This window comes from Rhizobium etli 8C-3, from assembly GCF_001908375.1.
Taxonomy (GTDB): Bacteria; Pseudomonadota; Alphaproteobacteria; order Rhizobiales; family Rhizobiaceae; genus Rhizobium; species Rhizobium etli_B.
The window spans coordinates 3,316,085-3,328,710 of sequence record NZ_CP017241.1 but is presented as its reverse complement, the minus strand read 5'-3'; the positions used below and the strand labels follow the sequence as shown (position 1 = coordinate 3,328,710).

Annotated in this window: 15 protein-coding genes; all 15 read right to left on the bottom strand. The window is 61.9% G+C overall.

The window, feature by feature from the left end; translation table 11 throughout:
• Positions 1-7: 7 nt before the first annotated feature.
• Entirely contained in the window at positions 8-1,264 is a 1,257-nt protein-coding gene (locus AM571_RS16610; protein ID WP_074062355.1) for a phage tail protein, read from the bottom strand.
• A 148-nt stretch (positions 1,265-1,412) separates the two neighbouring features.
• Positions 1,413-1,976 carry a DUF4376 domain-containing protein gene (locus AM571_RS16605; protein ID WP_074062354.1) on the bottom strand — a complete coding sequence of 188 codons (564 nt, stop codon included), beginning with the start codon at positions 1,974-1,976 and terminating at the stop codon, positions 1,413-1,415.
• Positions 1,976-2,911 carry a hypothetical protein gene (locus AM571_RS36355; RefSeq protein WP_074062353.1) on the bottom strand — a complete coding sequence of 312 codons (936 nt, stop codon included), beginning with the start codon at positions 2,909-2,911 and terminating at the stop codon, positions 1,976-1,978. Before AM571_RS36355 ends, AM571_RS16605 begins: the two co-directional genes overlap by 1 nt.
• 9 nt (positions 2,912-2,920) lie before the next feature.
• Positions 2,921-6,136, bottom strand: coding sequence for a DUF4815 domain-containing protein (locus AM571_RS16595; RefSeq protein WP_074062352.1), 3,216 nt, complete (start codon positions 6,134-6,136; stop codon positions 2,921-2,923).
• Positions 6,136-7,260 (bottom strand): phage tail protein, encoded by a 1,125-nt coding sequence (locus AM571_RS16590; RefSeq protein WP_074062351.1) that lies wholly within the window; start codon positions 7,258-7,260, stop codon positions 6,136-6,138. Before AM571_RS16590 ends, AM571_RS16595 begins: the two co-directional genes overlap by 1 nt.
• A complete protein-coding gene (locus tag AM571_RS16585; protein WP_081377111.1) occupies positions 7,260-8,135 on the bottom strand; it encodes a baseplate J/gp47 family protein in 876 nt (291 codons plus the stop codon). Before AM571_RS16585 ends, AM571_RS16590 begins: the two co-directional genes overlap by 1 nt.
• Positions 8,132-8,527 (bottom strand): GPW/gp25 family protein, encoded by a 396-nt coding sequence (locus tag AM571_RS16580; protein ID WP_074062350.1) that lies wholly within the window; start codon positions 8,525-8,527, stop codon positions 8,132-8,134. The genes AM571_RS16585 and AM571_RS16580 overlap by 4 nt, the downstream gene beginning before the upstream one ends.
• A 19-nt stretch (positions 8,528-8,546) precedes the next feature.
• Positions 8,547-8,756 carry a hypothetical protein gene (locus AM571_RS16575; protein WP_074062349.1) on the bottom strand — a complete coding sequence of 70 codons (210 nt, stop codon included), beginning with the start codon at positions 8,754-8,756 and terminating at the stop codon, positions 8,547-8,549.
• 9 nt (positions 8,757-8,765) lie between these two features.
• Positions 8,766-9,305 carry a phage baseplate assembly protein V gene (locus tag AM571_RS16570; protein WP_074062348.1) on the bottom strand — a complete coding sequence of 180 codons (540 nt, stop codon included), beginning with the start codon at positions 9,303-9,305 and terminating at the stop codon, positions 8,766-8,768.
• On the bottom strand, positions 9,298-9,927 hold the full coding sequence (locus AM571_RS16565) for a hypothetical protein (protein ID WP_074062347.1): 630 nt from the start codon (positions 9,925-9,927) through the stop codon (positions 9,298-9,300). The genes AM571_RS16570 and AM571_RS16565 overlap by 8 nt, the downstream gene beginning before the upstream one ends.
• Complete coding sequence (locus AM571_RS16560) at positions 9,924-10,403, bottom strand: phage virion morphogenesis protein (RefSeq protein WP_074062346.1); 480 nt, start codon at positions 10,401-10,403, stop codon at positions 9,924-9,926. Before AM571_RS16560 ends, AM571_RS16565 begins: the two co-directional genes overlap by 4 nt.
• A complete protein-coding gene (locus AM571_RS16555) occupies positions 10,400-10,858 on the bottom strand; it encodes a gp436 family protein (protein ID WP_074062345.1) in 459 nt (152 codons plus the stop codon). Before AM571_RS16555 ends, AM571_RS16560 begins: the two co-directional genes overlap by 4 nt.
• A 64-nt stretch (positions 10,859-10,922) precedes the next feature.
• Positions 10,923-11,174, bottom strand: a complete 252-nt coding sequence (locus AM571_RS16550; protein WP_074062344.1) for a hypothetical protein — start codon at positions 11,172-11,174, stop codon at positions 10,923-10,925.
• Positions 11,175-11,284: 110 nt separating this feature from the next.
• A complete protein-coding gene (locus tag AM571_RS16545) occupies positions 11,285-12,181 on the bottom strand; it encodes a Mu-like prophage major head subunit gpT family protein (RefSeq protein WP_074062343.1) in 897 nt (298 codons plus the stop codon).
• A 27-nt stretch (positions 12,182-12,208) separates the two neighbouring features.
• The gene (locus AM571_RS16540) at positions 12,209-12,610 is read right to left on the bottom strand and encodes a hypothetical protein (RefSeq protein WP_074062342.1); all 402 of its coding nucleotides are present in this window, start codon (positions 12,608-12,610) and stop codon (positions 12,209-12,211) included.
• Positions 12,611-12,626 lie beyond the last annotated feature (16 nt).

Genomic DNA, 12,626 nt, shown 5'->3' with positions numbered 1-12,626 from the left:
TGTCTCCTTAAGCCGTTACGCGGACGTTGTTGAGGCCGAGCTGCGAGAGCGAGGCGGCGATCGCCGCCTGGAGCACATCGAAGGCTTCCGGCTGCGGCTCGCTGTAGATCTGCAGGTCGACCAGATCGGGCGTCTCGGCGAAGCGCATCTTCACGCGCAGCGCACCGGCTTCCAGGATTGTTGCCGGGTTCATGGAGGCGGACCAGAGCAGCTCATAATCTATGATGGCGCCGAGCGTCTGAAGGTCGCCGAGGAACTGATCGAGCGAACGGTAAATCAGCGACACCATGTGCGGAGTGATGTCCTCGGAGAGATACTGGCGCAACGGCCGGAGCACGGCCTTTTCGACCGCACGGCGGGTGCGGATACGCTTGATCGAGCGCCATTTCTGCACGGTCGGATCGCTCGCAGTGGTGAACGGCGCCCAGAGCAGCTTGCCCTCGATGATCGTGCCGATGCCGACCTGATTGAGAAAGTTTGCGTCCGAGGTGATCTCGCCGTCGATGTAGCCAACCGGTATGGACGGGCCAAGAATGCCCTGCAGCGGCCGGTTCCAGAAGGCCTTGTGGGGACCGCCGGTTTCCTTGTCGCGGCGGATCATGGCGGCGGCGACATGCGGCGACATCGAGCGCGTGACGTTGCCGGCACCGAGATTGACGATCACCTGCGGATAGCAGGCAATCACGTTCAACGCCGTGGCAAAGTCCTCGGCATAGGCAGCGGCCGCCTCGCGGTCGGTGACCGGCGTGTCGACGATCGCCATGCAGTCGATGATCTTGCCGGCGACCGTGGACATGGCGGTTGCGACGGCATTGGCCGCGCCGCCGATGCGCTGCGAGGTGTAGCCGGGGGCGATGATGGCGCCCGGCTCCAGGCCGAGATGCGCCTTGGCCTCCAGCATCGTCCAAATGCCGGTCTTGGCGCCGGCCGAGCCGACGATGTTATTGATCTCCGCCTCAAGCTTGGCGGCGGGATCGGCCTCGGCGGAATGGGCCACGCGGGTAAAGGCAATGTCGGTGACGATGCCTTCGGAGGCGATCTGATTGACGGTGTCGAGCGCGATGCCGGCGCCGAGCTTGGCAACCTGGACCGGGTCATCGGTGGAAAGGCGAACGAGTTCTCCGACAGGGAACGCCGTGTTGTCGGCGAGCGGCGCGGGAAGCACCATGCCAAGCACGGTGCTGTCGCGCGTGTCGATCTTGGCGACGGTCGAACGGAGATCGGAGAAGACGCGGACGCCGACGAAATCGGTGGTGCCAGCCATTACATGGTGTCTCCTGAAGAGAAGGGATCAAGCGATAAGTTCTTCGCGACCCTACATGCGCCCCTTCAGGCAAAAGGGCTGACAGCTGTCAGCCCTTCTTCAAAGCATCTTTGAATGGCCAATAAATGGCTGAGTTTTGTTCAGTTGTCTATGCCACTTGCGAAAGCCAATGCTGATCGTCGGCATAGTCAGCAGGAATCGGTGACATATCCTTTAGCGCCCGTGCAGCGAAGATATGCGCTTGCTTATGCGACATCGCCGCTTTACCGAACGCAAACACCGTCTGCGCGTCCATCGGATGCATCACATTATTAGCGTCGATCCATCGAAAATCGCTGTCTTCGCCGTGCCAACGATAGTCGCCCGGTTGAGCGCCATTGACCATTGCGGCGAGCGCTGCGGTTGAAGCACCCATGATATTTTCACGATCTTCCGGACGTGACTGAAACGCGAAACCGTTGAATATGAAGCCTGCCGTGATCCGGCGGTCGCGTTCGGCGTCAACGCCTTCGCTGGTCGGCGGAGGCAGTACTGGTGGAGCGTAAGGGGCGACGTTGCCAGTGGCGACGGCGGCGGCGAACAATTCCCTACCATGTTCTTCAACGTCATTAGGTAAAGCAGTGAATGGTATCCAGCCATGGACCGGATGCTCAATTTCCATATCAATGGCGCCTTCGTCGGCGCGGCTAAAAACGGGGTTGCGATATTCCATTAGCTTATCCTCAGCCAAAGGGTCACCTTGCGGCCTTCTGGCGATGTATTGTGGTAACCCATGCAACGCCATGTACCGCCGGGACTCGTGCCGCTGGTGTTGCCGTTTGCGTTAGAATATTCGAGGTTCGAACCGGATGCGGTCGTTCCGGGGAGCGCCTCTCCTCCTGTTGTGCGATAGAGCATCGCATATGATCCCACACCGCCAGCACCAGTTCCTGCTGCCAATGCAGTAAGAAGGCTTGTCGAATCAAGCGCCGTCACATGTCCAAATCCGTCAAGTGTGATGCCTTGAATGAAATTGACGCCCGTATTGTTGGCCGAGCCCGCCGAAGATGTATCAGCATGCGAAAGCGTGCGGTTGGCTGATAGATCGCCGCCGCCGGTCAAGCCGGTGCCGGCGGAAACAGTGATCGCGCGTGCCGCCTTCGTTCCGATAAGCGCGGTGATCGTCGCGGAAAAGTTCGGATCGTCGCCCAGTGCAGCGGCAAGCTCATTCAGAGTGTCCAGGGTGGTGGGCGCGGAGGCTATCACGGCAGCAACGGCCGAATTGATGGCAGCGGTCAGACCGACGATATCGCCCGTGGCGTGCTGATGTGCGCCGAGTGCTGCACTTGGTGAGCTCGGCTGCCATCCGCCGGCTGCTTTGACGAGAACGTAGCCAATTGCGGCCGCCGCCGTGCCGGAAACGTCCGTGAGATCATCGAGATCGAACGTCGTCGAGGCGTCCATCTTGCCGGCAAGTGCTGACAGCAGACCGGTGATTTGCTCCATCGGATGCTCGTGGAGCGAGGGAGCCTTCCCGGAGAGTGCCACGCTCAGGTTCCACAGAGCGGCGTCGACAATCGCCCAGGCCTGCTGCAGCCGGTAGAATTCCTCGTCGACATCGGCGGCGGGATCAGGCAGCGGAATTGCGAAGTTCGGTGTGTTAGCCATCAATCACCCTCAGAAAATGCCAGCGCCGAAGTCGCCGATGATAAGACGAGCAGCGGGACCGCCGGTCGCCGAAATCTTGAGCCGCACTAGCGTGCCAGTCTGCCCGGTGGCCTCATATCTCTTTTCAGTCCAAAGCGGGAATGCCAGTGCATCCGTGTCGACCAGGGGCAGATTGGCGAATGCGCCGCCGTCCTTTGCGAAGGCCATGCTGATCGTCGCCCCGCCCGGCAGGAACGTCTTCAAGTAAGAAGTGACGCGCACCGCCTCGCCAAGCGTGAATGCTCGCGTCACATAGCTGAGCGTTGTGGCGATACTTCCCGCCACCAGTTCGACCGGTGCGTAGAGGATCGGCGAGAGCTTTTGCGTGCCAGTCAGCACGGCGCGAAGCTCGACCGTTTCGGTGATGAATTCCGTGAGCTGCAACACCTGGAACGGCAGCAATTTGTAGATCGTTCCGTTCGGTCGTTCGATTTCGAAGACGATACTGCAGCCCGCCGTCGGAAGCTCGACGGCCGCGCGCACCTGAAGGTCGGAGCAGTTCACCAGGTTAAAGCTGCCGAGGGCAACAGTCTTCGTCGTGACCGGATACTTCGCCGCGACGATCCGGAAGGCCAAGGCCTCGTCCTGGTGCGCTGACCAGGTCTCGGCATTCACCGAGGAGAAACGCGGGCCGGTCACATAAGGATGCGCCGTCACCCGTTTCTGCTGGTCAACGTCGAAGCCGCCGAGCTTGGCGATCGAAATCGAGTGATTGGCATCGTCGGTCTTGATGACGAAGGCGTGTTTGGTGTCGGCCGAGGTCGTGAGCGGCAGATTGTAACGCACCGACTTCCAGCCGATCGCAGCGCCTACCATCGAAACGACGGCCTCTGCCGCAATATCGTTGGTAGGATAGCCGGTGTCGATCGAGACTTGGTCGACTAGCAGGTGATTGGTTGTGTTACCGATTTTGCAGAGATGGAAGTCGACGCCGACAATCTGCCGAAGTTCGGGCACCGCAAACAACTGCGCCTGGGGATCGGTGCTGCGGTTGTCGCTGCCGCTGCCATTGTCGCGGCGGATGCTTCGTGTGAGTTGCGGGCGCGTCCAGCGGCTTATCGTCGTGACGCGGCGCATCACATCGATCTCAATCGTGCCCTGTCCGGTGAAAAGCGCGATCGCACCCGTCCCGCCCTGGCCGATCGCCTCGACAACTTTGCTTCCGGCCGTGACGTTCGCCGGAATATTGAAGGTGCCGCTGAACTTGCCGTTTGCATCCGCCGTCTGGACGCCGGCCGGTTTCACGTTGATGCCGTCGAAGGTCAACGTGTTAAGTATTTCGCCGGCGCCGAAGCCGGAGACCTCAAAGGCGATGACGATCGGCCGAAGGAACTCAATCTGCTCGACGCGCTCATCGACAAGCTGCGTCACGGACGTGGACGTCTGCAGCGGACCGCCATCGGTGCGGACGCCGCGGTTGAATTCCTGCGTTTGAGCTGAGAGCCAATCCTCCCGGCTTTCGGTCCAGAAGTCGGCGGCAGGCGTCAGCTTCAGGGCGGCTGGTAGCGGCGTGAAGTTGCCGTAGGGATTGATCTTCTCGCAGAAGGTTTTCAGCTCCTGCGCGACGATCACCTCCTCGACCAGGTCAAGGGTCACCGGACCGTCGAGATCAGCCTGGTAGAAGGTCGGCGTGATCGCGAGCTGCAGCATGCCGTCGCTAATCGCGCCGGTCTGTACCGTGCCGGCGTCGCGGTAGGTATCGTCGATAAACGGATCGACAAACATACCCTTCTTGGCAACCGGCTCTCGGCTGTCGATCCCGCTCTTCAGCCGCTCCAGTTGGACGAGGCGAACCAGGTCGAGGAGCTGGCGGTTATAGCGGGCCTGCTCGGCGGCGGAGACGAAACGGACGCCATCGTTTACGCCATCGGCGGAAATCACCGGCAGATTGATCCAGTCGTAGTAGATCTGGCAGAGCTTCAGAGCATCCTGCGGTGCGCCTGGCGGCAATGGATTATAGCGGGCCGGAAGGCCCTTGATGTAGAGCGGCGAGCCGTCCTGCTGCAGGCAGAGGCGATCGATGCGCGGCAGCTTCTGCGTATAGGCGACGATGATTTCGCCGCCTGCGACGCCTCCGGAAACCGCAATGCTCGTGGCAGTCGACGCGGTCGGCACGACAAGCGCGCGGTAGCGGTATGTGACGTCATAGGTCGATCCCGCCGCAGGTTCAGCGCCAGCCGGTGCCCAATCGATGTTGTTGCCAACGAGGTTGTAGCTCGCCGGAGACGTGTAAGTCGTCACCCCCTGTTTCACCAGCGAGACGGACACGACGCTATCGTCCGGGAGCGCATCCGCGCCATGGGCGATCGCGCCGCGGGTAAGCGTGACGATCTTTTCCTTCGTCAGGAGGATCGAGTTGATGACGCCGATCGGCGCGAAGGAGACGTCGAACGTGAAGCTCGCGCCGCCCGGATAGATGTGCGTCTCGCCGGGGATAGCCAATTCCTCCCAGGCTTCCGGCTCGTTGTGCCGCAGAGCTGCCAGGCGGGTGCGCTTGAAACCGTTGATGTTCGCCTCGCCCTGCTCGATCGAGAACGCCTGGGCGCCGGCATTTGCGCCAAGCGCCGTCACGCGGCAACCAGAGACGATATAGTTGCCGTTCGGCCGGTCGTAGGCCGCGAGCGCCTGCATTGCCGGTTCAAGGATCGACGGGCCTGTCTGATCGAGGATCGTGCCGTCCTGGAGCGTGTAGACCGAATAGAACGTGCCAGCGCCGGCGTCATCGATGTGGGCCCAGGCGATGGCTGCGATCTCGCGGGCTGCGCCCGGCTCGCCCTCGGCGTCAGAACCGGGAACGAGGCCGAGGAGCGAAGGATCATCTTCGTGCGTCAGCCAGGTCTTCGTCAGCCGCACGCCGATTTCGGTCCGCCCGATCATAGGGATTTCGGCGAGCACAGCGGCGGAGACCGGGAAGACATCGCCGGCGACATAGATCCTGCCATCCGTCAGACTGACGGTCCCGGCCTCGGCGTCGACGATCGCCTCGGCGCGCTCGATGCGGTTGCCGTCATTGGCGACCAGCCGGCCGAGACGGTCGTGACGCCCGCGAATGATCCGCTGCAGATCGTTGAACTCGGCGCCCTGGACGTAGGGACGCTCGCCATAGAAGACAACGCTCTGCTGCTCCGGCTTGCCGGTCGCGCGGTCATAAGCGAAAGGCAGGCCGCTTTCGTGTTCGTAGGCCATCAAAACCTCATGAGGAATTTAAGCTGCTCGCGAACCGTCGCGCGCAGCGGCAGGGAAACAGGGATGGATGCGATCGCATGACCGCCGGTCAATTCGCCCGGCTGGAGCCAAAGGCGGCCTGCAGGAACGCCGGCGCCACGCGCTGCGCCGATCGTCAGCTCGATGCTCTCGGCCGTGACATCCGCGGCATCGCCGAAATCCGTCATCGCCTCGATGTAGACGCGCGTGGCACCCGTCATCGGCTGATAGGACACTCCGGCGAAGCTGTAGCAGCCGTTAAACTGCTGCATGCTCGGCCATACCGCACGGCAGCGGCGATGGCCGATGATCTCGCCGTCGCTTCTGCGTAACGTGGCGTAGAGCGCCCGCCCTTCGAACCAGGCCGCCATCAAGGCACGGCGCTGAGTTGCGGCATTGGCGGCCCAGGAAAAGGTCGCGGTCACCCACGGGTATTGCATCGTCGACCACTGGAGACCTTCGACCTCAGGTATTGCGATCCAGTTGCCGATTGCCATTCCCTCGGCCTCGGTCAGGACGTGCTCGACCTCGGTCGTACGGCCAAAAGACCAGAGCGTGCCTTGCTGGGTGACGTCGATACCGCTCGACCAATCAAACAAGCTACCGTCCGCTCGCGACCGATCTGACACGAGCGCGCGGACGTCATACTGATAGACGCCGCGCCGCAGCTGCGAGCGCTTTGGCAGCGACAACATGACGACACCTTCGATGCGCTCCAGGTCGGGATGATCAGCGACCGGCAGCGTGGAGAAATGGAGCTGTGTCGAATTCCAGTAAGTGCGGCCTGCCCAGGCGTCTTCCATCTCTGCGGCATAGCCGAGCCAGCCAAGGCCCTTTTCGACCGCTGCCGGCGTCCCGCGCACGCGCTGCCAATTGATACCTTCGCGGCCGACGATCAGTGTGTAGAGGTTCGGGACGTAAGGCGTCAGTTCGCCGAGGCCGTATTCGTGAACGAGATATGGCAGGAAGGATGGGGGCGGCGAAACTAGCTTCGCCGTTCGGATCGTGGCCACCGCGTCGCCGAAAGCATCCCAGCGCGGCGCAAGCGCGCTTTCCATCGCTTTTTCGAATAGGCTAGAGCTGTTGGGTAGCAGGCTCGCGTTCATCAGTAGTCCCGCCCGGCCAAGATAAGCGTCACCGTGCCGATAGAGACTGCATGCGACGGCTGCACGACAGTGTCACCGGTCGAGAGCGGCTCAATCTTGTGAATGCCCTCGATCATCAGCTTCGACACCCACCACGCCTGCACGAGGTCGCGGCCGAGCGTCTGAGCCATCGCCCATGCTGATCGCAGGTTGGCTTCGGCGCGCGCAAGCGTCTCGATATCGGCGTCCGGAAGAAGCCAGACATTCGCGGAAAGATTGACCACTGTCCGCACCGCAGAAGCGACGACTATCGTGTCGTTGACCATGCGCACCGTCTTTGCCTGGACGGCGGCATCGACGGCCGCAAGAAGCGCCGGCGTTGCGACGCCATCGGGAGCGGTCGAGAAAATCGCTATGTATATGATCGGGCTGCGGCCGATCGTATAGACAATCGCGTCCTTCACTTCGATCGAAACCGACATCGCGACGAACTTATAGCGCGGCTCCGTTCCGCCTGTGGACCGGCCCTGGATGGCGAGGATGACACGAGCGGCGAGACGATCGTCCTGTTCGCCGGGAAGACGGATCACGTCATAGAAGGCGGCGAGATGGTCGAGATCGGCACCGCGCGCGAAGGCGAGAAGGTTCGCCTTGATCGCATCATTGATGCGAGCGCGCATCACCGTATCGCGGTAGCTCTCGGCCTCGCTGATGATGACCGCGAGATCGGTTTCCAGCATCTCGACGTCGTAGGCCGGAAGGTTCAGCTCCGAGTGGGCAACTCTGACCGCCTCCCAAGTCTGAACAAAGCGGACCTTGTACGTCGCCGCGATAGCCGAATAATCCAGCTCCTCGATGATCGCCGGCGGCGGTAGCGTCATAAGATCGATCGTCACGCGGCAGCTCCCTTCCAGGCAAGCGGGATAGCCGGCAGGGTCAAAGCGGCGGCGATATCAAAGTTGCCGAAGCGGCCTTCGGGGAAATAGAGGCCGGCATGTCGGAGCCCGAGCGCGCCACCCTCCGTCATCGAGACGAGCTGCAGCTGGGTCAGCACATATTCCGGCTCCCATTTGGCGGCCGAAACGACCAGCTCGTTGTAGATCAAGAGCGCGATCGACGGCGTCAGGTCTTCCGAAAGCAGGCTGCGAAGGTCGGACCCGAAGGCGAGCAGCATGACGCGCTCGTTGATCCGGGTGCTCCAGAGCGACTGCGCCAGGTGCGCCGCGCCGTGCAACCGCTCGCCTGTCTGCGCATTAAAACCATTCCTGTAGCGGACTGCCCCGGCCATAATACCCCTCAAATCCGTTTCAAGCGTTCTTCGCAGTGCTCTTTGGGCGGATATGACCGGAGAGTAGCTCGTTGCGTGCCTGGTCCTCGGTCAATTCGATCTCTTTGCGATCGCCGACGCGCTGACCCGCGATGAACGGTGGCGCCGTTTCGGTGATGTCATAGGTGACGCGGTCGGTGGTGGTGACGGGGTCGACCATTGCGGTAGATGTCTTGGGCGTTTTGGCCATGGCTCTTCCTCAGTTGGATGGGACGTCTGTGTTGGCGCCGCCTCTTTCGACGCCGCCGTGAACGTGGGTGCTGCCGACATTGCGGCTGTTGTGGCGAAGGCGATCGCCCTCGATCTCGACCGGCCCTTCGACCTTGACCGGTCCCTTCAGGAGAATGCCATCGGCGCCGATCTCCAGGCGACCGGCGCCGCGCTCGAAGACGGCCGTGTCGGAGGAGGCCGACGGTGCCTGGTTGTCTTTATCGTAGGTGGCAGGCACCGCGATCGAGAGGTCGCCGACTGTTCCCGATCGGCTGACGAGGTCCATTTGCTCACCGATCGCGGGCTCGGAATGAATGCGAAGGCCGCCGGCAGCAGCTTCCTGCCACCGTACCCATGGAGACAGGATGTCCTCGCCGGAACTGCTCGTGCCGATCTTCAGACGCAGAAGGCGCTTCTGCGGATCGACCTGGGCGACCTTGCCAGAAAGACGGCCGGTTGCGATGCGGCGCTCGGCTCGGTCGAGCTGGATGCGCAGGCGGCGGAATTCGGTAGCGACGGCATCACGCATCGTCGACCTCCATGCCAGGGATCCATGGCGCCATATCGGCGATGTCCTGCTGGGCCGGCCAGTTGATCGCGCCGCTTTCGAAATCGACGGTACCGGCCGGCTGCGGGAAGATGCTGGCACCGATATCGACGATCAGCTGTGTCCAGCTCACCGTGTAATAGACGGTGCCCTGGCTTTCGTTCTTGACGGTAAAGAGCGGCTTCAGCTCCGGTACCGGGCTTTCCGAGGTGATTGGCACCACGCCGGTGCGCCCCCAGGTCGAGGTGCGGAAGTCGGCGAGGATCTTCAGGACCTGGCCGCCGATCGCCATGGCGACGGCTTCCTTCTCGACGCGCCGGTTCGCGATCGGTTTGGCCTCGGCGACGATATAGACCGTCCAGTCGACGGCGACGGAATAGGAACCGTCAGCCAGCATGGCCGGGCGGACGCGGCTCCAGCCGACGCCGATGCCGGGCGCATTGACAATCGTCTTCTGGACCAGCTCGGCGATATCAACCTTGCCGGGATGGCGAATGACATTGACGCCCGGCAGAAGGGTTTTCAGCGTTTCGACGATAGCCTCATGGGTTTCCGCCACGGGATTCGATGCCAAGAGCTGGGCGAGCGGTGTCGGCTGGATCATTGCAGGAACCCGAATGCGTCGGTGATGACGTCCATCATCTCTTCAGCGTTGCTGGAGGACATGCCGATGAACGGGCGGGCCGGGATCTCGACCTTCTTGGCCTTCACCGTCTGGCCGGCGATCGTGAACACGAGCAGCTCGCCGTTCTTCGGGACGATGGTCATGCCGTCCTGGTGGACATGAGCGTATTCCCAGGCTGCACCCCATTCAGCTTCGTCGGCCGACGCCGTCCAGGCGATCGAGCCAAGCAGGTGCTCGCCGGTTTTCGTGAGGATCGAGGTACCTTCGATGTTCGGAGCCCATGGCGTGCCATCTGGTGCTGTCTTTTCGTCGGTCAGGCGCCGGCGCGTCTGGCTCTCACCGAGTGCGCCGATTGCGCTCATCAGCTCGTTGCCGTCGAAATCGAAGAGCGGCCGAAGCTTCTTCAAGATGCCGTCGAGATCGGTTGCGTCGACGGTGATCGAAATCCCGTTCATATCCGCCCAAGCCTCGCCCTGGTGAAGACGCGCTCCGGCGCTTCGAGGATCACTTCGTTCTGTCCGACGTCGCCACCGTCCTCGACCGGACCGGCGCCGCTATTGGTGGTGGTGAGCGCGCCCTTGCCGGAAGCGATCGCTTCAAGCCGCTTGATCGCCTGGTCGTAGCGTTCCTTGATGTTGTCGGTCGAGCGGCTGAAGGAGAGCGCGATCCGGTAGAAGGCGATGTCGATGCAGTAGACCTTCAGGACGGCCAGCGAGGTCTCATCGAGTGCGGCGAGATCGGCCGCAGAATAACGAGCGGCGAGGATGGCGCGGATCTCGGTCGAGGCATCGTCCAGCCCGTGGCCGATGCGCACGTCATCGCGAAGGCCCGTCTCTTCGTTGGCGGCAACAAGCAGCAGCTCGCTGGGAAAACGGGCTTCGATATCGGCGATCGTGGCAAAGGCGGGCATGATCTCTCCAGGTGCAGTGCGGGGCGGCCAGATCGCCGCCCCGCCGGTTGCTTTGCGCTGGGGGTTATTGGCTGTCGTTGTTGCCGGTTTCCTGCTCGGACTCTTCGTCGATACGCACGTCGACCTTCAGCAATGGATCGGCACGCCAGGCCTCGATCAGCGTCTCGCCGGCTTCACCGAGCTGCTCTTCGGTGAAACTCGTCTCAGCCGGGCCAAAGCCGTAGCCGGCGCGGCGGCGCGGTCCGCCAGGAGCGCTGACGACGATCTTCGGGACGCGTCTGGTCTTTTCGGTGGAACTCGTAGGTGCCTTAGCCATGTTCGTCTCCTTGGCGGTTCTCGGAAAAGCAGGGGTAATGCTGCTTGTCGAAGAACCGCCGGCGGCTGGGAGGAGGAGTGCCGCCGGCGTTGTCAAAGGGTCGCAGCGGATTACTGGAGAAGCGGCGCTTCGATAATTTGCACGAGGTTGCGCAACGTGTTCGTCGTTCCAGCGATCTGTTCGGCAATGAGCAGTTCGCGCGCTTCGAAGACGTTGGTCGAGCCAACGATGATATGCGTCGGTTTGATGCCGAGGGGCCGGCCTTCATCATCCTTGAAGCTGGTCATGGCCTCATAAGCCGCCTTCAGGTTTTCCGCAGTCAGCGCAGCCTTGGAGCCGAAGGCCATCTGCCAGAAGCCGAAACCAGCCGCGACACGCGCATCCGTGCCGTAGAGGTATTCGTCCTTCATGAAGACATGGTCCGAGGTCTTGCCGTCTTCCTTGGCGACGAAACTGTAGTCGCGGCGCTTCTGGAAGATGAAGGGCTTCAGTGGGCGGGAAAGGTCGACGAGGATCCACGTCGCACCCGCACCAGTCTGCATGTTCGAAACCGAGGCCTCGGCGCCGGGCTTGCCGACCGGGTGATCGGTGTCGAAGAAATTCTGGCCGTCGTAGCAGAGCGTCGTGAAGCCGGCATTGATCAGCTCGAAAGTGATCTCGTCAGGATGTGTGGCTGCCGAATTGCCGAGCATTTCGAAGCGCGTGCCGTAGAGGCCGAGCTTGTCGTCCTCGATGTCGTCACGGGAAACAGAGATCGTGCCTTCGAATTTGCGGTTCTTGATCGAGTAGCCCTTCGAGGATAGCGCCTTGACGTGACGATCGCCGATCCATTCGCGCAGCTTGGGGATATCGCCCAGCCAGCCGTAGGTTTCCTCGGAAGAGTTGGAAGGAACTATGGTGGCGACGCTGGCGTACATCGCGGTTATGCCGGCAAAGCCCTTCTGGAACGAGGTCTTGAAACCGCGCTGTGCGGCCGCGAGAAGATCAGGAGTAATGACACGCGTCATATTGGTTGCCCTTAATGTTGGAAAACGTCAGCCGACTTTGACGAAGACGCCGTCGCTCTCGACGTTGATGATCTTGCCCGCCATGGAGCGAGTGTTGGTTCCGTTGGTCTTCGCCACCGTCTGATCGTCGACCAGATAGCAATCCTTGCCGACGTCGCCGGCGACGATCGCGTCCGCTGCGAGATTGAAGAACTTGAAGGTGCCGCGACGGGCGTTCACCTTCTTTGCGCCGTCGGTGCCGGAATTGACGATGGTCTCTTCGGCAATACCGAGTACCGTCAGGCCTACGGCCGTCTTGCCTGGCACTGCGAGGCTATTCTCGGTGACGACGAGCGCGCCCTGGAGAATGGTGGTTGCGCCCTTCATCGGGGCGCTCGTGAATTTGCCCTCGATCTCGACGATCGGGCGGGCCTGCGACATTGCCGTCATTGACGTCTCCGGCGGT